This is a genomic window from Priestia sp. RMT2NF4 (assembly GCF_047872835.1).
Lineage (GTDB): Bacteria > Bacillota > Bacilli > Bacillales > Bacillaceae_H > Priestia > Priestia zanthoxyli.
Genome location: NZ_JBLQZO010000011.1, coordinates 29794 through 51821, shown reverse-complemented (window position 1 = coordinate 51821; position 22028 = coordinate 29794). Strand labels below are relative to the sequence as shown.

The window sequence follows — 22028 nt, the reverse complement described above, 5'->3', positions numbered from 1 at the left end:
TTTGAAGTCATTTTTTATTTATACATATCTCAATAATTGTTTTAAAGAAAACATCTTCCTGTTAAAAATTGATTTTTGTAAAATCAAGTCTACTTATGCACGGAATTAACATTATATCCTGTTCTAAATTGTAACACCTTAGTTGTTAGCCTAATAAAATGTAAGGTTAATTTATGTAAGGAGGTAATACAATGGCTTTTCCCTCAAACGGCCAATTTCAGCCCATATTAATAGGGGATCAACCTATATTTGATATGGTAGGGGACCAATCTCCTGCTGCAACTGACCTTGTAGGCAACACGCAATTTCCTGCAGCATTCTTTGCATATGATGCAACAAATGTTTATTTTAGAATTCGTGTTAATGAGGATCCGAGAAACTCCAAATTAACCGGATTTGCGAATTATGGTTGGGGAATACTTATTAATACTTCAGGAGATCCTGGAGTTTATGACTGGCTAGCTAATATTAACGGGCTGGATAATACTATAAATTTAATTAAAAATACGACACGGGTTTATAATTCATGGAATGATCCCGCAGAAGGAACAGATGGACGTGGAGCCCCCAATTTTTCACGTCCAATTGTCAATTTTGATGTAGCTCGAGCTACATTAACCAATGATGGATCAAATTTTGGTGGAAACCCTGATTATTTTATAGATTTTCAATTCCCAGTTGCAAACTTTTTCTCACTTCTTGGAATTACCGCTTCAACTCCCATTGGATTAGTCATTTTCACTTCTGCAAATGCAAATAATTACAATAAAGATTCTTTACAAGCTGGTGAGAATTTTCAATTTGTTCAATCAATAACAAATCCAACTCCCCCAACAGCTGTAGATGTTCGAGCAGCTTTGACTGCCACTAAAACAATTACCTCCGGTCCAACCTCTCTCTTAACAGGTTCCTTAACAACATGGACACAAAGGATAACAGTAACAAATACAGGTCGAGACATAGCAAAAAGCGTAGTCGCAAACGATGTCTTTGGTATCGATCAGCTATCAAGTGTAAGTAATATTACACCTTCAAGTGGTTCTGCTACTCTTAATACGACTAATAAGACATTGACATGGAATATCGGCAACCTCACTGCGGGACAGAGTGTTACGCTAACTTATACAGTGGTAGGGACATTTTCTACAGCGGTCACAAGAAGGCTAAACACAGTTACTGTTTCTGCCACTGACAACTTTACCGGCTCTCAACTAACTCCGGTTACGGCTGCTAATGACGTAACGGTAGCTGCAGCTGCAGCAATCACGGGAAAGGTAACCTCTGGGCAGACTGGTTTACCTCTTAGCGGAGTTACTATAGAACTTCGCAACCAAAGCAATGTATTAATATCTACAACTACAACTAACACGGAAGGAAATTATAGCTTTACCCAACTTGCTGCAGCTACCTACAATCTAAATTTTGCAGCTTCAAGCTTTATTACAGCAACCCGTACAACAACGATTACTGCTGGACAAACGCAAGGTTTAAACGTGATTTTACAGCCTCAACCTGGAAATGTTACAGGCACCGTATTATCTCAAGATGGGACGCCAATAAATGGAGCAACAATTAGATTAATTGATCAATTTAACACTGTTATTACGACAGTTACAACTAATACTCAAGGACAATATACAATTCCCAATGTTACTCCAGGACAGTATTCAATAACAGTAAGCGTGTCAAACTTCCAATCACAAAGCCGAGGGGTCACTATTAATTCTGGGCAAACAACTGTTTCAAACTTTACTTTAATCCCTTCACCAGGAACAGTGACAGGAACAATTACAAGTTCTGCAGGTACGCCAATTGAAGGTGCTGTTATAGAAGTACTTGATTCAGGCAGTAATGTGATTTCGACCGCAACTTCAAACGCCCAAGGACAGTATACAATCAACCAACTTGCTCCTGGCACGCTTCGATTAAGAGCGACCGCTCAAAACTTCCAAACTTCATTACTAGGTTTTACTATTCAAGCAGGACAGACGACAACTCAAAATATCGTCCTTCAAGCATCTCCTGGCACTCTGACAGGTACTTTAACTGATGCCCAAACAGGTAATCCTCTTATAGCGGCATCTGTAAACGTGGTGAATCAAGCTGGCGTTACTATTGCAACAGCCACAACCAATGCTCAAGGACAATATACTATTGCAAATCTACCTCCAGGAACCTACACCGTAACATTTGGTCAGCAGGGGTATGCTAGTCAGACCGTTGGTACAGTTATTAAGGCTAACACAACAACAACACTTTCCACAGCTTTAAACCAAAATGTAGGTGTTATCAATGGAACAGTAACAGATAATCAAGGTAATCCTCTTGCTGGTACAGTTATCAGTGTATTCTTAAATAACAACTTAGTAGCATCTGTTAACACCAATGAAGCAGGGACGTATGCTATTCCTAATTTGGCTCCAGGCAATTATACAGTAAATGCACTCGCTCAAAGCTTTCATTCTCAAGTAAAGGGAGCGCAGGTTTCTGCCTTTCAAACAACGACTGTCAATTTTGCTCTTATTCCTGATCCAGGTATTTTAACAGGAACAATTATTGATACAAATGGTAATACAGTTTCTGGGGCAATTATTAACGTACGAACCAACACTGGGGGAGCAGTAATCGGAAATGCGATAAGTGATCAAGGCGGTCTATATACTGTCCCTATTTTAGCTCCTGGAACCTATATAGTAACTGCAACAGCTCCTAATCTTCAAACTGCAAGTCAAGGTACTACTATTCAATCTAATCAAACGACTACTTTGAATTTCACGCTTGTATTTAATCCTGTTACTATTACTGGAATAATTCTCAACCAACAAACAGGAGAATCAATTGCAGGTGCACAAATACAGGTGCGAGTTTTAGATGCAAATGGTGCTGTTATTGCAAATGTATTAGCTAACCAGCAAGGTATTTTTGAAGTTCCTCAACTTGCTCCAGGTATCTATACTATTTTTGCAACGGCTCCTAATTTCCAAACAAACTTTGCATCGGTGAACGTGCCTCCGGGAAGTCAGCCTAACATTCAGATTTCGCTTACCCCAAGTCCTGGCTATATCGTTGGGCAAGTCGTAAATATAATAACAGGTGATCCTATTGGTGGTGCCTCAATAAGTGTTGTTAATCAGAATAACGTCCAATTACAGACTGTTTTAACAGATAGTCAAGGAAATTACACAATTGAAGGCCTTCCACCTGGAAGCTATAACATTGTAGTAAGTGCAACAGACTTTCAATCTAATGTTACAGGTGCAATTATTTTAGCAAATGCTACAACAACTGCAAACGTAGCTTTAGCACTTTCACCTGGGGCTATCGTTGGAAACATTTCTCCAAATCAACCTAATACGGTCGTTGAGCTTTACAATACAAACAATATCTTTATACAAAGTACGGTGGCAGATAATAATGGAAATTATCAGTTTCTAAATCTTGCTCCCGGTAGTTATATTGTGAAAGCACAGAGTCCTAATTTTATAACTCAATCAACTGGAGCTGTGGTTACTCCAAATGTAGCAACTACGGTAAATCTTATACTCCCTCCGAGCCCTGCATCTATTCAAGGTGTTGTTCTAGATGTAAATGAAAATCCTATTCCAAATGCAATAGTTCAAGTGCTAAATGCAAATGAAGTCATTGTTGGAACAGCTGGAACAGATAATAATGGAAATTATTCGATTGGAAATCTCTCTCCTGGTTCTTTTACTACTGTGGTGACAGCTCCAAATTTTGGTACTCAAATTGGCGGCGTTACCCTGCAACCAGGTGATTTCATTAGTGGTGTAGACTTTAGTCTTGTTCCCAATCCTGGCGGAATCAGCGGCCTTGTTACAAACGAGACAAGTGGTGAACCTCTAACAGATGTAGCCGTTATAATTCGACAAACTATTGGCTCAAGTGCTGCAATTGCTACTGTTACTACAGATTCTTCAGGGAACTTTTTAGTTCAAGGGCTTGCACCTGGTAGCTATACAGTAACAGCTTCTTCTCCAGGATTTGGCACGAAAACTGTTGGTGCTATTGTTACTAGTGATTCCACATCAACAGCTAACATCGCACTAAATGAACTGTCTGGTTCAATACGTGGGCAACTCACCGATCCCGAAGGAAATCCAATTAACGGGCAAAACTTACAAATTCGGCTTCTTGATCAAAATGGCGTGCTATTGCTGACAGAACTTGCTCAAAATGATGGAACATTTATATTCTCAAATATTTCTCCTGGTAATTACATTCTTAATGCAACAGCTCCCGAATTTCAATCAAATACAGTTGGTATTCAAGTTTTCAGGGACCAAGAAACTACCACGCTAGTTCCACTTGAACCTTCTCCAGCAACCTTAACGGGCCTAGTGATTAATGAACAAACGCACACAGGTATATCTGGAAGCATTATATCTGTTATTAATTCAAATACTGGGCTACTAGTAGGAAAAGCAACATCCGGTCAAGATGGAACATTTATTCTAGAAAATTTGCCAGCAGGTTCTTTTATAGTAACGGCAAATGCACAAAATTTTGGAACTGACTCCAAAGCCATTATTTTAAATGCAGGGCAATCAACAACTACAACCCTTACGCTTACCCCTAACCCTGGAAGTGTTTCGGGTTTTATCGTTAATCGTATTAATGGAGAACAACTACCAGCTGCAAGTATTCAAATAATTGATCAGACTGGAGCAGCTGTCGTTTCAGTTGTATCTGATCCAACAGGGGAATTTCTTGTTTCTAGTTTGGCACCCGGCCAGTATACAGCAATAGCCACTTCACAAGGGTTTACAAGTGGCATTGTCAGCTTTGCAATTATTGCTGATACACAGTCTATCGCAAGCTTTGCTTTAGAACCAAATCCATCGTCTATTACAGGGCAGGTCATTGATATAGCAACTGGCCAACCAATAGTTGGTGCTGATGTTATCGTTCGTCAGTTCACTTCTACAGGTCCTATTATCTCTACCACACAAACTGATTCTAATGGATCTTATGTTCTTTCAAATCTTCCACAAGGTACTCTTACCGTCATTGTTATTGATCCGGATTACGGTTCCCAGTCATCGTCCGTCACACTTACACCTGGAGAAACGAGTAACCTTAATTTCAACTTGCAACAATTACCTTCAAGCGTTCAAGGAAATATTATTAATCAAGACACCAGTGAGCCATTAATTAACACTCTTGTTCAACTCATTGACAATAATGGAATTCTTATTACACAGGCTCAAACAGACATTAATGGTTTCTATCGAATAACTGGTTTTAATGCTGGACAATATACACTATCCTTTATTAATCCACTATTACAATCCCAGACAGTAAGTTTTATTTCTGAACCGGGTGAAACGTCTGTGGTTAATGTAGAATTAGTTAGCAATCCTGGAGGGATAACAGGGCAAATATATGATTCTCAAACATTAGCTCCATTGATTGGTGCATCAGTTCGTGTTTTCCCTGCTTCAAGCTTAATTCCTATTGCTACATTAGTAACGGATGGTACAGGTCAATACTTTTTAACGGGTTTATCTCCTGGTACCTATACTCTCACTGCGTCATTTGAGACCTATGCCTCTTCGTCTACTGGTGTCACTGTGCTTTCCAACCAAACAATTTCATCAGATATTATTTTGACTCCAGATCCATCAACCGTTTCGGGAACTATTACATCCGACACTGGATCTCCTATTCCAAATGCTACTGTAAGGATACTTGATCAAAATGAAACCGTACTTGCCACAGTCGTTACAGATGAACTTGGAAACTATTCTGTTACTGATTTACCACAAGGAAATCAAAAGATTATTGTTACTGCTCCAGGATTCGCCACTCAACTTGGAGGAGTCATTTTGACTCCAGGTCAAGTAGCAACAGGCACTGATTTTATCTTAACAGCTAATCCTGGTAGTATTACTGGGCAAATAGTAAATGCTTCCACAGGGACGCCAATTGTAGGAGCAATTGCCATTGTCAGAACTGTTGCTGCCATCCCTGTAATTGTAGCCTCAACGGCAACCGATGAAGTTGGAAATTATACCGTAGCAGGTTTACAACCCGGCTCTTACACAATCACTGGATCTGCTACTGACTTTGCCCTTAATACCGTTGGAGCGATCGTAGTCAGTGATCAAGTCACACAAGCAGATATAAGCTTATCTCCTCTGGTAGGAACGATTTCTGGAAGTATAATTGATATTCAAGGAAGCCCTGTCACAGGTCCTAATATTCAAATTCGGGTATTTGATCAAAGCGGTCTATTGCTTCAAACATTAGTCGCACAGTCTGATGGTTCTTTCTTAATAAATAATTTACCGTCTGGATCATACCAATTTACCATCTTAGCACCAAACTTTGAAGCTACTACGGTTGGAGCCGTTGTGACTGCTGACCAAATTACAACGCTTACTGTTCCTCTAACTCCGAATCCAGGAACGATACGCGGTCAAATCATTAACGAAGTAACAGGTAACGCGGTTGCTAACGCAATAGTATCTATTACCAACATTAATGGTCTTCCAATTGGCAGCGCAGTGACAGATAGCAATGGAAACTTTTCTATTCCAAATTTACCGCCTACTACTGTTACTGTTTCAGCATTGGCGCCTGATTTCGGTTCATCCTCGCGTTCTGTTATTTTAACTTCAGGAGAGACTGTAATTACTATATTAAGCCTGGCACCAAATCCTGGTACCATAAACGGCCTGATTACAAGCGAGCAAACTGGCGAAGTCATTGTCGGCGCAACTATCCAGATATTTGATTTCACTTCTGGACTTGTAGCCACTGTTGTTTTAGATAGTAATGGCTTTTACCAATTTGCAAGTCTTACCCCGGGTCTTTATCAAGTAGTTTCCAGTGCTGACAATTTTGGCAGCAGCGTACAAGACGCTCAAGTTTTCTCAAATCAAACAACTGCTGTTAATTTTAGTCTAACTCCAAATCCTGGTTCTATTTTTGGTACAGTAGTGAATGAGCAAACAGGAGAATTTATCGTTGGAGCAACTATTGTTGTTCGACAATTTTCGCCGAATGGACCTATTGTGCAAACAATAGCAACGGATAGTAGCGGCCAATTTACCGTTTTAAATCTTGAGCCTGGCAGTTATACAGTGACGGCATACACGCCAAATTTCGGAACAGAGAGTACTACCCTATTAGTTCAATCCAATTTACTTTCATCTGTTTCACTTGCTTTAACACCGAATCCAGGAACGATAGAAGGGCAGATTACTTCTATCCAAACCGGTACACCGCTTGTCGATACACAAGTTCGCGTTATTAATAATAAAGGAGCTTTAGTAGCAGTGATTCAAACAGATATTAATGGAAACTATAGCCTTCAAGGATTAAAACCAGGCACATATACAATTGTATTTTTAAATGCTGACTTTCAAAGTCAAACATTTGGTTTTACGGTAGGAGCAGGGGATATATATATGCTTAACGCTGCCTTAGAACCAAATCCTGGATTTATTACAGGGACAATTTTTGATAGTCAATCTGGTACCACTTTAACGGGGGCAGCAGTGCAAGTTTTCCCTTCACAAAGTTTGATTCCAATTGCGAGTGCAGTGACAGACCAAACTGGTTCTTATACCATACTTGGCTTGGAGCCAGGAGAGTACACTGTCGTTGCCAATGTTACAAATTACGCAAGAGCAGTGGTAGGAGCTACCGTATTTTTAAATGAAACAACAGTCGCAAATCTTTTTCTCCTGCCTAACCCGGCAACAGTAAGCGGGACTATTAGTACAACTGACGGAACTCCTATCCCCGGAGCTATAATTCGAATTGTTGATCAAAATGAAAATTTACTCGGGACCGGTATTACTGATCGAAATGGCCTTTTCACAATTGGCAACACCCCTCCAGGATTCCAAAATGTTATTATCTCTGCTGACGGATTTAGTAATCAATTAATTGGCATTACTCTTACTCCAGGTGAACTAATAACGGATTTCAGCTCGCAACTTATACCAGATCCAGGATCCCTTGATGGAATAATTACTAATGAACAGACAGGAGAACCAATTGTAGGTGCCAATGTTATCATTCGGCGTGCAGGTGCAACCTCTATTATCGTTGCTAACACAACGACAGATTTGCAAGGAAACTACCGTTTAGATAATCTTTCGCCCGGCTCCTATCTAGTAACAGCTACTGAGTCAGGCTTTGGAACAAACACAGTGGGAGTAATAATTATTAGCGATACTGTAGCTACTGCAAATGTTTTATTAACTCCACTCACTGGTTCCGTTACCGGTACAGTGGTTGATCCACAAGGCAATCCAATTACGGGTAACAATATTCAAATTCAAGTATTTGATCAAAATGGAACACTTCTTAAATCTCTAACAGCGAATAATACCGGTTCATTTACAATATTAGATCTGGCGCCAGGTTCGTACGGATTGACGATTACTGCACCTAACTTTGAAACTAATACATTAAGTGCAAATATAGCGTCTGAACAAACTACAGATGTGACTGCTGTTTTACAACCAAATCCAGCTTCAATATTTGGGCAAATTATTAACCAAACTACAGGAGAGCCTGTCAGCGGAGCCATAGTAACAGTTACTTTACCGAATGGAATTGTTGTTGGAGGCACAGTTACGGATCAAAATGGTTCATTTGTTGTGAATAATTTACCACCTCAAACGCTTGTTATTTCAATTACGGCTGATAATTATGGCAGCAGTTCTCAATCTATTATTCTTACTCCCGGTCAATCAACCGAAACAAATATTGGTTTATTACCTTCTGTAGGCGTACTGAGAGGAACTGTATTTAACGAACAGACAGAACAACCTATTGCCGGAGTAACCCTTGAAGTTTTTGATTTTACAAGAGGGATGATTGCCACAGTTGTGACTGATACGTTTGGATTTTATGAAGTTCCTAATCTTTTGCCAGGTTTATATCGTTTGATTGCAACAGCTAAGGGTTATGGTGCTATTGTTCAAGAGGTAACTATAAGTGTAAATCAAGAAACAGTTTTAAACTTCTTCTTGCCACCTGACCCAGGTACAATTCAAGGAACAATTATCAACCGTCAAACAGGGGAAGCTCTTTTAGGCGTCTCTATCATTATTCGCCAGTTTTCACCTACTGGACCAATTATTGCATCCCTGTCAACAGATCAAAACGGGCAATTTGTTATAAATAACCTAGCACCCGGATCATACGCGGTAGTTGCTCTCAATCCTGATTTTGGAAGTCAAGCTGCTTCCGTTTTTGTGGAGTCAGATGCTGTTTCAGCGGTTTCTATTTCTTTAGTTCCCAATCCCGGTATTGTTCAAGGAATAATTAGCAATGAGCAAACGGGTGAGCCTCTAACTAATGCATTTGTACGGGTTTTAGATAATAACAGAGTGATTATACAGGAGGTTCAAACTGATACAACAGGAGCCTATAGAGTAGAAGGGTTATCACCGGGAGAATATTTATTGGTTGCTGTCTCGCCTAATTTTCAAAGGGAAAGTGTAGGATTTATCATTGCGTCAGGAGATATTAATGAAGTTAATGTAGCCCTCCAACCAAATCCTGGTTTTATCAGTGGAAGAGTTACTGATAATCAAACAGCATTGCCATTAGACGGAGCTACAGTTCAGGTTTTCCCTGCTCAAAGTCTTATTCCTATTGCCAATGCAGTTACCGATCAGATTGGTACGTATCAAATTCCTGGTCTTGCACCAGGTGAATATATTGTAGTTGCCACTGCACGTGACTATACGCGTGCTGCCGTGGGAGCAATTGTGTCCGCTGATCAAACGACGAGGGCAGACCTTCAACTATCATTGAACCCTGCCACTATTAGTGGAACAATAACGGATTCACAAGGAAATCCCATTGAAAATGCCACTGTAAGAGTCATTGACCAAAATGAAACAGTATTAGGAACAGCCTTGACGGATCAAAATGGAAATTATGTAATTAGTAATTTACCACCTGGTTCTCAAACTATTATTGTCACTGCTCCTACCTTTTCAAGTCAAGTTAGTGGAGTCAATCTTGGCGCTGGTGGCTTAGAAAATGTAAGCCTTGGACTCACTGAAAATCCAGGAATTATAACAGGCCAAATTACTAACGGACAAACGGGAAATCCTATAGTAGGTTCGATTGTTCTCCTTCGTACTAGTGGAGGGATTGGCTTAATTGTCGGATTTGATATTACCAATGAAAATGGTAGGTATTTTATTACCGGTGTAGCTCCTGGAATATATACCGTATTGGCAACTGCAAATGGATTTGGTATTTCAAACGTTGGAGCAATTGTCCAAAGCGATATCACAACTAATGCTGATGTTCCTCTAGTACCAAATGTGGGGGCAATCACAGGTGTCATTACAGACTTACAGGGTAGTCCTATTTTAGGAACAAACACGCAAATTGAGGTATTTGATCAGGGAGGGACTTTATTAAAGACATTACTTGCCCAGTCGGATGGGACATTTGCAGTACTGGATTTACCTCCAGGCAGCTATAACTTATTAGTGACAGCCCCTAATTTTGCAGCTCAAACGACTAGTATAGTGATTGTTTCCGATCAAACAAATGAGTTAAATATTTTACTAACACCTAACCTAGCATCTATTACGGGGCAAGTCCTTAATGTTGCGACAGGCTTGCCAATCAACGGTGCGATTTTAACAGTAACGGACTCTAATGGCATCGTTGTTGGATCTGGAACAAGTGGCTTAGATGGCAATTTCACAATTAATAATTTGCCCCCCAATACTTTAATTATTTCAGCAGTAGCTCAAACCTTTGGAAGTGATTCAAAAGCCGTCATCCTTACACCAGGAGGAGCAGGAACAACGACACTTACTTTAACGCCAAATCCCGGAATTCTTCAGGGAACAGTTATCAATCAAAGAACAGGGCAAGTAATACCTGGAACTACTTTACAAATTTTCGATTCAACAAGAGCTCTTGTTGCTACCGTACAAACAGATCAGAATGGATTTTATCAAATTCAGACGTTATCACCAGGTTCATATCGAGTGATTGCAACTATACAAAGTTTTGGTTCAGTATTAGGAGACACTCAAGTAAATCCAGAGGCTGTAACGGAGTTAAATTTCACACTTGTGCCTAATCCTGGAACAATTACAGGGGTAATCTATAATGAGCAAACTGGTTCGCCTATTGCAGGGGCAAGTATTGCAGTACGCCAATTCTCTCCGGTAGGTCCTATTATAGCTACCACTACAACTGATTCTCGAGGCCAATTCACTGTCCTTAACCTCACGCCAGGGGCTTATACTATTGTTGTCTCTGAACCAAACTTTGGATCGCAGGCCTCCTCAACCTTAGTGCAGTCAGATCAGGTATCCACTGTCTTAGTAAATTTACCTCCAAATCCTGGAATCATTCAAGGGGTCGTTACGAGTGAGCAAACGGGGCAACCTATAGTAAATACACTTATACGAGTAGTTGATGTTAATGGGATTACGATTGCTGTTACCCAGACAGACATTAGCGGAAATTTCCAAGCTCAAGGATTGGCACCTGGAACATATAGCCTTATAACTACAAATCCTGAATTCCAAGGAGAAACAGTTGGCTTCTCAATTGGACCGAATCAGACCATTACTCAAAATATTTCATTAGCCCCTAACCCTGGAATACTTACTGGAACGGTAAGTGATTTACAAACAGGTGTGGCATTGTCTGGAGCAGTTGTACAAATATTCTCTGCAGGAAATCTTATTCCTATTGAAAATGCAATTACCAATCAAAATGGAAGTTTCATTGTAAGAGGTTTAGAACCTGGAGAATATAACGTGTTAGCCAGAGCTACAAACTTTGGTTCTGTAGTCGTAGGAGCTACAATAACACCTGAAGATACTACAAATATTACAATATCATTAGCTCCTCTATCTGGGTCTATTTCCGGGCAAGTTACTAATTTTTCAGGAAATCCCCTCTCTAATGCTACATTACGCTTACTTGACAGAAACCAGAATGTTGTTGGAATTGGAGCAACGAATATCAGTGGTGCTTATACAATTAGTAATATTGCGCCTGGGACATATATCCTTGTGGCATCAGCGCCTGGATTTGGAACAAGTAACCAGGGAATTACCGTTGGACCAGAACAATTTTTAACAGGTATAAATATTCCCCTAGAGGAAAATACAGGTAACATTACAGGGCAAGTTGTCAGTGTCGTTACTGGCAATCCTGTTATTGGAGCCACTGTAACAGTTCGTAGTCTTCAAGCTGTTGGTGGAATAGCAGTGCAAGTCGCAAATACAGACCAACAAGGGAACTATGTGGTTTCAAATCTTAGTCCAGGATCTTACTCTGTCACAATTAACCAACTAGGATTTGGACTACAAACAAAAGTAGTTACAGTATTTAGTAACCAAACAACAAATGCAGATTTCACCCTTGTTTTGGATACAGGAAATATTTCAGGTTTGGTAAGCGATACGAGTGGAAATCCGATTACAGGATCGAATATCTTTGTCCGTTTATTTGACGAGAATCAACTCCTGATACAATCAATAACAGCGTTACCTAACGGTACATTTACCATTTCAAATTTAGCACCAGGAGCTTATTTCATCAGTGCAGAAGCTCCTAACTTTGGAGTGAACACTGTTTCTACCGTAGTTGTAGCTAAGCAAACTGCCAATGTTACCATTCCATTAACTCCAAATCCTGCTACAGTAACTGGGCAGGTATCAAACCAGCAAACAAGTACGGCACTTCAAGGTGTTTCAGTTACAGCAGTAGTACATGGGCAGGTCGCGGCAAATACTGTAACAGACCTTAATGGAAATTTTCAGCTTACCAATCTATCATCAGGGGAAGTTACTATTATAATATCAACACCAAATTTCGCAACGGAGACACAAACATTAACTCTTACACCAGGAGAAACAGTATCTACTAATGTGTCTCTTACTCCTCTTCCAGGCACAATTACAGGTATCATTACTAATGAGCAAACAGGCGACCCAGTTCAAGGTGCCATCATTACAGTTCGCCAATTCTCACCAGCTGGCCCTATAGTGACAAATACAACAACTGATAATCAAGGACAATTTTCAACGATTAATTTACCACCTGGAACCTATACAATCATTGCCGAAGCAACTAATTTAGGCACTACATCAGCTACAACTGTTGTCGTTCCTAATACATCTTCAACAGTGAATATTGGGCTTGCACCTAACCCTGGAACTATTCAAGGTACAATAACGGCTACGGGCACTGGATCGCCTATTCCAGAGTCCAGAGTACAAGTGATTCGAAAAGATGGAACAATTGTTAATGAGGTAATAACAAACGAAGCTGGTTCCTTTAATATCACAGGTCTCACACCGGATTTTTATACGTTAGTAGTTACAAATCCTAGCTTTCAAGGAAAGACTGTAGGATTTCAAATTTTTTCTGATCAAATTACCACTGTTAACGTTCTTCTTCAACCGAACCCTGGCACATTGACAGGAAGTGTTACCGACTCATTTACAGGTAGACCAATTTCTAATGCATCTATTCTTGTCTTCCCGTCCCAGAGCCTAACACCTATTGCGCAACCAGTAACCGACCAAGCTGGTTTATATACAATCGCAGGGTTAGCTCCGGGCGAGTACGAAGTTGTAGCTGCAGCTACGAATTTTGCTAGACGCGGCACTGGGGCTTTAATTCTTTCAGGTAAGTCAACAGTCGCAAATATTCAATTGTTTCCAAATCCTGCTACAGTTTCAGGAACAGTCTCAAACCCTGAAGGTGCACCAATTTCTAATGCATCTATTCAAGTTCTTGATCAAAATGAAACAGTCTTAGGAACCGGTATTACTGATCGTAATGGAAATTATGCTATTTCAAATTTACCTGAAGGTACACTAACAATCATTGCCTCATCCTCAGGTTTCGCAACTCAACTTACGGCAGCAACAGTAACAGCTGGACAGATATTATCAAATGTAAATATACAACTGAGTCCTCTTTCCGGAAATCTTTCCGGAAAAATAATTAATAGTGTGACAAGGGAACCAATCATCGGAGCAATTGCTATAGTACGTACGATTGGTGGAACAAATATCGTAGTCTCAACTGATACTACCGACACAGAGGGAAATTACTTTATTGCGGGACTTTCTCCTGGAACCTATTCTGTGGTTGGATCAAGTACAGGTTTTGGAACAGTGACGATAGGAGCAATTGTTCAAGCAGATCAAACGGCTACTGCAAATCTAAACCTTCCTCCTCTAACAGGATCAGTAAGTGGAACTATAACGGATTTAAGAGGTAACGCTATTACGGGTTCAAATACTCAGATTCAAGTATTTGATATAAGCGGTATTTTACTAAAAACACTTCTTGCGAATGCAGATGGAAATTTTAATGTTATTGATTTAATTCCTGGAACGTATTTAATTCAAGTAACAGCCCTAAATTTTGCCACAGCTATTGTCAGTGCCAGTGTAGCAGCTGAACAAACTACAAATATTACCGTGCCACTCACTCCCAATCCTGCAACCGTTACGGGGCACATTATTAACAAACAAACTGGGGCATCTTTGTCTGGTGTAATTGTAACTATAACGGATCTTAACGGTCTTATTCTTGGTAATGCTGTAAGTGATATTAACGGTCAATTCATTATTCGGAACCTTCCTCCAAATACAGCAGTAATTACAGCTACGGCGACGCATCCTGGTTTAGGCTCAGCTTCTACATCTGTCCAGCTTGGCCCTGGTTCTACTAATAATGTGACACTTTTCTTAACTCCAGAAGTAGGCAGTTTAACAGGTACCATTCGGAACATCCAGACCAGCGAAACAATTGCAGGGGCTACTGTTCAGGTATTTGATTTCACAAGAGCTCTTGTAGCTACACTCGTAACAGATCAAAATGGCCAGTATCTTTTAGAAAATATTACACCTGGAACTTACAGAGTTCTTGTATCTAATCAAGGTTTTGGAACAATTGCCCAAGAAGCAGTCGTTATCGTTAATCAAGAAATCATTTTAAACTTCAGTTTAACACCTAACCCTGGAATCATATTGGGAACAGTCCTCAATCAACAAAACGGCCAGCCACTCGGTGGAGTAGGCGTCGTTGTACGACAATTCTCTCCGGCAGGACCAGTAGTTGCTAATTCAGCAACAGATGGAAATGGACTATTTACAATCCCTAACCTTGCTCCTGGCACTTATACTGTAATTGCAACACTTCCTAATTTCGGAACTAGCGCAGCATCAGTTGAGGTAATTACTAACTCTTCATCAACCGTTAAGCTTGCATTAACGCCTAATCCGGGTGCTGTTCAAGGAGTAGTAACAAATGCAGCATCAGGTGCGCCTTTACCAAATACGTTTGTTCGTGTGATTAATAACAATGGAGTTATTGTAGCGGTTATGCAGACTGATCCTAATGGTCAATATAGAGTACAAAATCTCGAGCCAGGAACGTATACAATGATTGTTATTAACTCATCCTTCCAAAGACAAACAATAGGATTTATGGTAGCTGCGGGGCAAACAAATATAATTAATGTACCGTTAGAGCTAAATCCCGGATCAATAAATGGTACTATTACAAATACACAAACAGGACTCCCTCTCGCTGGTGCTACTGTTCAATTATTCCTTTCTCAGAGTTTAATACCAGTAGCAAATACCGTAGCGGATGAAGACGGTGTGTATCGCTTTAATGGTCTTGAACCAGGTGACTATATTGTGACAGCTAACTCCCCAAGTTTTGCACGCGGTGTACTTGGTGCAACAGTCTTGCCAAACATTCAAACAACAGCAAATATCTCGTTACAACCCAATCCCGCCTCGGTTTCGGGAACAGTTACGGATCAAAATGGTAATCCTCTATCGAACGCGACAATAAGAGTCGTAAATGAAAATGAAACAGTCTTAGGCACAGGTGTTTCGGGTTTAGATGGAGCTTATGCAGTAGGTGGATTGCCACCTGGAACGTATGGAATTATTGCTACTAAAACTGGATTTTCAACTACTACAAGCGGTTTAACGTTGGTTCCAGGGGAGGTTCAAGCAGAAGTTAACTTTATCCTTATAGCTAATTCAGGCACACTAACTGGAATTGTCACTGATTCGTCAACTGGAACTCCTCTACCTGGCGTAACAGTTACTATCCGAAATATTCTAGGGTTAGTAGTAGCTACCGCCTTTACCAATGTAGACGGCCGTTATATGATTCAAAACCTTGCTCCAGGGGAGTATAACGTTTCCTTCTTTGAAACTGGATTTGGCAACTTTGTGCTAGGAGCACAAATCACTACTAATATAACAACAGTCCTAAATACGGCTCTTTCACCTCTAGTAGGAACCATTCAGGGTAAGATATTAAGTGAACAAGGAACACCAGTTACAGGAGAAAACATTCAAGTAAAAATCTATAACGAAAATTTAGTATTGATTCGAACAATCCTTTCTAATTATGATGGAACATTTAATGCCCTTGACTTATCACCGGGAACCTATTTAGTGAATGTAACAGCCCCTGGGTTTGCTTCTAATACTGTGTCTGCTATTGTTCGTGCTAATGAACAAACATTAACTACAATTAGATTGGGGGCATTGCCGGCAACATTAACAGGTAAAGTCGTTAATGCAGAAAATGGAGAAGGAATAGCTGGATCCCTGATTGTGGTTACACGTTCAAATGGTGTGGTTATAGGAACTGCCATAAGCGGAGAAAACGGAAGCTTTTCAATTTCAAACCTACCAGCCGGCTCGTTTATTGTTACAGCTCAAAATCAAAAATTCGGAACTTCTTCTATCGGAGTTACTTTAGCTGCTGGGGATACAACGACAACACTTTTATCATTGTCGCCTAACCCGGGACGCTTACTAGGGCAAGTAACAAATGAATCAACTACAGTACCAATCCTAGGTGCTATTATTCAAATTTTTGATCAAAGCCTTTCTTTCGTAACTTCAGTTGTAACAGATGGTCAAGGTAATTTTATCGTGTCAAATCTTTCCCCAGGACAATATACAGCCGTTATAAATGCTGTTGATTTTGGAAGTGAGTTTAGAGAATTTATGATTAATGCTGGAGAAGATACAGTCATTTCAGCAAACCTTTCACCAAATCCTGGAATAATCCAAGGAACGGTAACTTCCGTAGAAAGCAGCCAACCAATTTCGAGTGTCAGTGTTGTGATACGCGCTTTAAGTCCTGCGGGTCCAATTGTTGCTACTACGGTAACTGATCAAAATGGGTTTTACCAGCTAACAGGTATCGCGCCTGGTTCATATACAGTTATTATTAGTGGACCTCCTACATTTGGTTCTGAAACCATTTCAATACTGCTTGATTCAGGAGAGGTTGAAACTGTGAACCTTACACTCAAGGCTCTTCCAGGGTCCGTTCGAGGTAAAATTACCGATGAAGCAGGTATTAGTCTTACTAACGTTCTAGTACAGTTATTCGATGAACAAGGTTCGCTAGTACGTCGAGTCCAAACAGATAATAACGGAAACTACTTTATTAGGGGCTTTACACCAGGAACTTATAAAATTACAGCAAGCCAACAAAACTTCCAAAATGCATTCACTAATTTTAACGTTGATCCTGACGAGGTAGCTACTGTGAACCTTGTACTAGTATCAAAACCAGGGAACATCAACGGCACTATACGCAATGCTGTTACAAATCAATCCATTCCTGGTGCAATTGTTCAGCTTTTTCCAAATCAAAGTTTAACCCCTATTGCAACCACAGTAACTGATCAACAAGGGAACTATCAATTTGTTGGATTGCAGCCAGGGAACTATACAATCGTAAGCTCGGAATTTAATTTTGCAAGTGCTTCATCTGGAAGCACCGTTATTTCAGAACAAACAACTACTACAAATCTATTTTTACAACCAAATCCTGCTTCTATTTCAGGTATTGTTACAACCACTGAAGGCACACCAATTAATGATGCTTCTGTTCGCATCTTAGATCAAAATGAGACTATTATTGGGTTTGGTGTAACGGGTCCCGATGGACGGTATGCAATTAGCAATATTCCAGCAGGAACGTTTACAATTATTATTTCTGCTCAACTATTCCAATCACAGTTGTCCAGTATTACCTTAAACCAAGGGGAATCTCGACAGGATGTTAATTTCACTTTACTTTCAAACCCTGGATCAATAACAGGTACAGTCACAAATATAAATGGAAATCCTTTAGCTGGTGCCGTCATTACCGTCCGAATTTTAGGGTCTACAGGTATTATTATAGGATCAACTGTAACTGATCAAGGAGGTCATTATCAGGTTAGTAGCTTAGCTCCAGGCTCATACGCTGTAACAGTCAATTTACTAGGATTCGAAACAAAAACAGCAGGAGCTCTCGCACAATCTAATACAATAACTACTACAGATTTTGTATTAACAGGCCTCACAGGTTCAATAAGCGGTGTTATTTTAAATAATTTATCAAAACCTATTATCGGATCTAATGTTTCAGTTTCATTGCTTAATGAAAATGGCATTCTAATTTTCACAAACACTGCGAATTCTGATGGAACTTTCTCCTTCTTAAACGTTGAACCTGGAGACTATATTATCGTTGCCTCTGCCTCCGGTTTTATTAATGGTACAGTGGGAATTAATGTCGAAGTTGATAGAAACGCGTTTACCACACTTTTATTAGAACCGAGTCCAGCTAGAGTTACTGGGCAAGTAATTAACGCAGTTACGAGTGAGGGAATACAAGGAGCAACTGTTACTGCTACCTCCAATGATGGGAAAGTTATTGCTGTGACAACCACTAGCGAAGATGGCTTCTTTACTATTCAGAACCTTCCTCCGGGATCTATAGTTATTACAGCTAACTCAGTAGGCTTTGGCGCTGATTCTAAAGGAATTATTTTAGAATCAAATATTACGAGTACTACTACATTGTCCTTAAACCCATCGCCTGGTTCTCTAATAGGTTCCGTCATTGGTGAAAATGGGCAGCCCATTGTAAGAGCAACAGTTCAAGTATTTGACATCACAAACGGTCTTGTTAGTACAGTAATAACAAACAATTTTGGTCAATATGCTATCTCGGGACTTACTCCAGGAAATTATCGAGTCGTATTTAGTGCTCCTGGATTTGAACGTTTAGCTGCTGGTTCTACAATCATTGCAAATGAGACGACTATACTAGATGTTCAATTGGATTCATTATTTGCAACGATTTCAGGAACAGTTATAAATGCTCAAACTAGCACACCTATCGCTGGAGCCTCCGTAACGGTTCGCTATCAAAGTGCTTCTGGTCCTTTAGTGGTGACCGCACTTACTAACTCGTTAGGTCAATTTGTGATCCAAGGTATCACTGAAGGTGAAGTTTCTGCAGTGGCTACTGCATCGGGTTTTGGAGCACAAGGTCTAAGTGGAGTTGTAGTTGCTGGCCAAACACTCACATTTAACTTCCAGCTTCTGCAGCAATCGGCAATAATTCAAGGAAATGTAACAAATAACGCTACAGGGGAAGATTTAACTAATACTAGAATTCGCGTTATTAATAACTTAGGAGTAGTCATTGCCACAACACAAACGGATATTAACGGTAATTATTTCATTCCAGATCTTTCACCTGGATTCTATCAAGTAGTTGCACTCAACGTGAATTTTGAAGCACAAACACAAGGTATCACCCTTGTACCAAATCAAGTAGGAATTGTAAATTTCTCATTATTAGGAAATCCAGCAACATTGAGTGGAAGAGTTATAGACACCGAGACAGGATCACCTATTGTCGGGGCACTTGTTGAAGTATTTGATGCTTCTGGAGTACCGATTGCATTTGGATTAACGAATCAAAACGGTCAATATATTATTGAAGGGTTACCTCAAGGCTTATTAACAGTTACTGCATCAGCACCTGGATATACTTCAATAACTGAACAGATTGAATTTGCGCCTAATCAAAAAGTCGAAAAAGATTTCTCCTTAACACGTCCTTCTCCATTTTTAGGTACGATCGCAGGTCAAGTCGTAGATGCTTTAACAAATACACCTATTTCAAATGCCCGTATTGACATTGTAAATAGCCAAGGCCAACTTGTTACTTTCGTATTTACAAACGAAAATGGCCAGTATGTGGTTCAAGGATTACCGTCAGACACTTATACAGTATTTTCCAGCGCTACTAATTATGTAGATCAGCAGCAAACAGCTCTTATTAGAGAAGGTGAATTTGTATTTGTTCCTGTGAATTTCCAACTTGTCCGCGTTAATCAGTTTGGAACAATCACCGGCCAGGTAACCAACTCGGAGAATCAGCAACCAATACAAGGAGCCTTAGTGGAAGTTTTGAATACTCAAAGAAAAGTTATTGCCACCATCCGTACCGATAAAGATGGGAACTTTACCATTAGAGGGTTGTTACCGGACAATTACGCACTTCGTGTATCTGCTGAAGGATTTGCTCCATCTATTAAGCAAGTAGTTGTAATGGCAGGAGATATAACTCCAGTCTTAATTTTACTAACGCCTACATCAAATGTTGGCAGTGTTTTTGGGAGAGTAATTAATAAAGAAACCGAGCAATCAATACAAGGAGCTCTAGTCGAAGTTTTAAACGGTCAAGGAGATGTAGTTGCAACTGATCGTACAGACAGTTTTGGTAATTTTACTGTTAGAGGATTGCCGCCAGGCACTTATACACTCCGTGTATCCTCTAAAGGCTTCATACCACAGACTCAACAAATAACTATAGTAGCAAATAAAACTACAGAAGTTAACGTATATTTAACTCCGAACCTAATTAGTATTATTGGAACTGTTCTGGATAAAAAACTTGGAATACCGCTAGCTAATATTCTTATTGAAGTGTTTAATGATCAAGGGGATCTTATTGCTAGTGCCCTAACTGATGCTAAAGGTAAATACACAATATTTAACTTACCAGCAGGTGTATTTACGGTGAAGGCTAGTTCTAATAATTACCTTTCAGAATCGAAGGTTGTCAACCTAACATCAGGAGAGACTGCAGTAGTCAATTTTACTCTTATCAGAAAACAAAGATTTCCTTGGCCAATACCCATTGATCCTCAACTAGAAAATCCGATTCAAAAAACACCTCAACAAAGAAGTGTGGTTCAAGAAATATTAGATCAATTATTTGAGATAAGTACAAATATAACTTCAATCTGGATAAAAGATTCCTACAGAGTTAAAATTCAATTAACAGAGACACAAACTGCTGCTTCACTCCACCTAAGCTTGCAATTAGTAATTTCACTCGTGATCAACTCCATATTTGATGATATAAATGTTAACGACTATTCTAGAGGAAACAGCGAAAGTAAAAGATCTAGTATAGAGCAAATAAATAATAAAGAGATTACTATCGACAACTCTAAGGATGTTACAATACTAATTACAGACACAGAATTTATATTAAGTATTGAAATTTTGCTACAAATACTTTTAGCGTTGCTAGTACAACTTGATGTTTTATAATCTGTAGGAAAATGTTTAAAAATTATAATCTTAAACATGGGTAAAAAAAGCTAACAAATTTAGTTAGCTTTTTTTACTTTTCAATTAGATAGCGACATTTATGTAATCAGTGACTGTAAAATAGTGTTGTCGTCTTTTTGGTTGAAGCTCCTACATGAAATTATAATTCATATAGGAGGGATTTACAGTCATTTTTTAAGGATTGAACCCTATTATCCTTAAAAAATGACTGATTCTGATATTCAACTTTATCTTAAATCTAATCAATCTTCTAACAATTGCCCACCTTTTTATAAACTCTCTTCTCATATTCACAGTCGTTACTGGGGAACCATTAAAGATATATCTATATTCTCTTTATCTGTCCATTTACATGTTCAATTACGATACAAGGAATTGTGTAAAAAAGCCGATGTAATAACATAATTCTCAATGCATCAAAAAACATTGAATAAATACTTACAATTAACATGCCCGCCTAATTTCATAAGAGCACGTTTTTATAGTCTATATTCTTACCGTTCTATTATAGTGAACCTTTTCAAAAACTTGCAACCATTCCTCATTTCAATAATACTTTCT

The 22028-nt window shown here is 39.4% G+C and carries 1 protein-coding gene; it reads left to right on the top strand.

Annotated elements, in window-relative coordinates; translation table 11 throughout:
- Positions 1–191: 191 nt before the first annotated feature.
- Positions 192–21446: a carboxypeptidase regulatory-like domain-containing protein gene (locus ACMX9J_RS25560; protein WP_416226389.1), complete on the top strand. Its 21255-nt coding sequence runs from the start codon at positions 192–194 to the stop codon at positions 21444–21446.
- Positions 21447–22028 lie beyond the last annotated feature (582 nt).

Bases quoted from the DNA above. Each gene is read 5' to 3' on its own strand.
- ACMX9J_RS25560 (WP_416226389.1), top strand. From the start codon at position 192: ATGGCTTTTCCCTCAAACGGCCAATTTCAGCCCATATTAATAGGGGAT.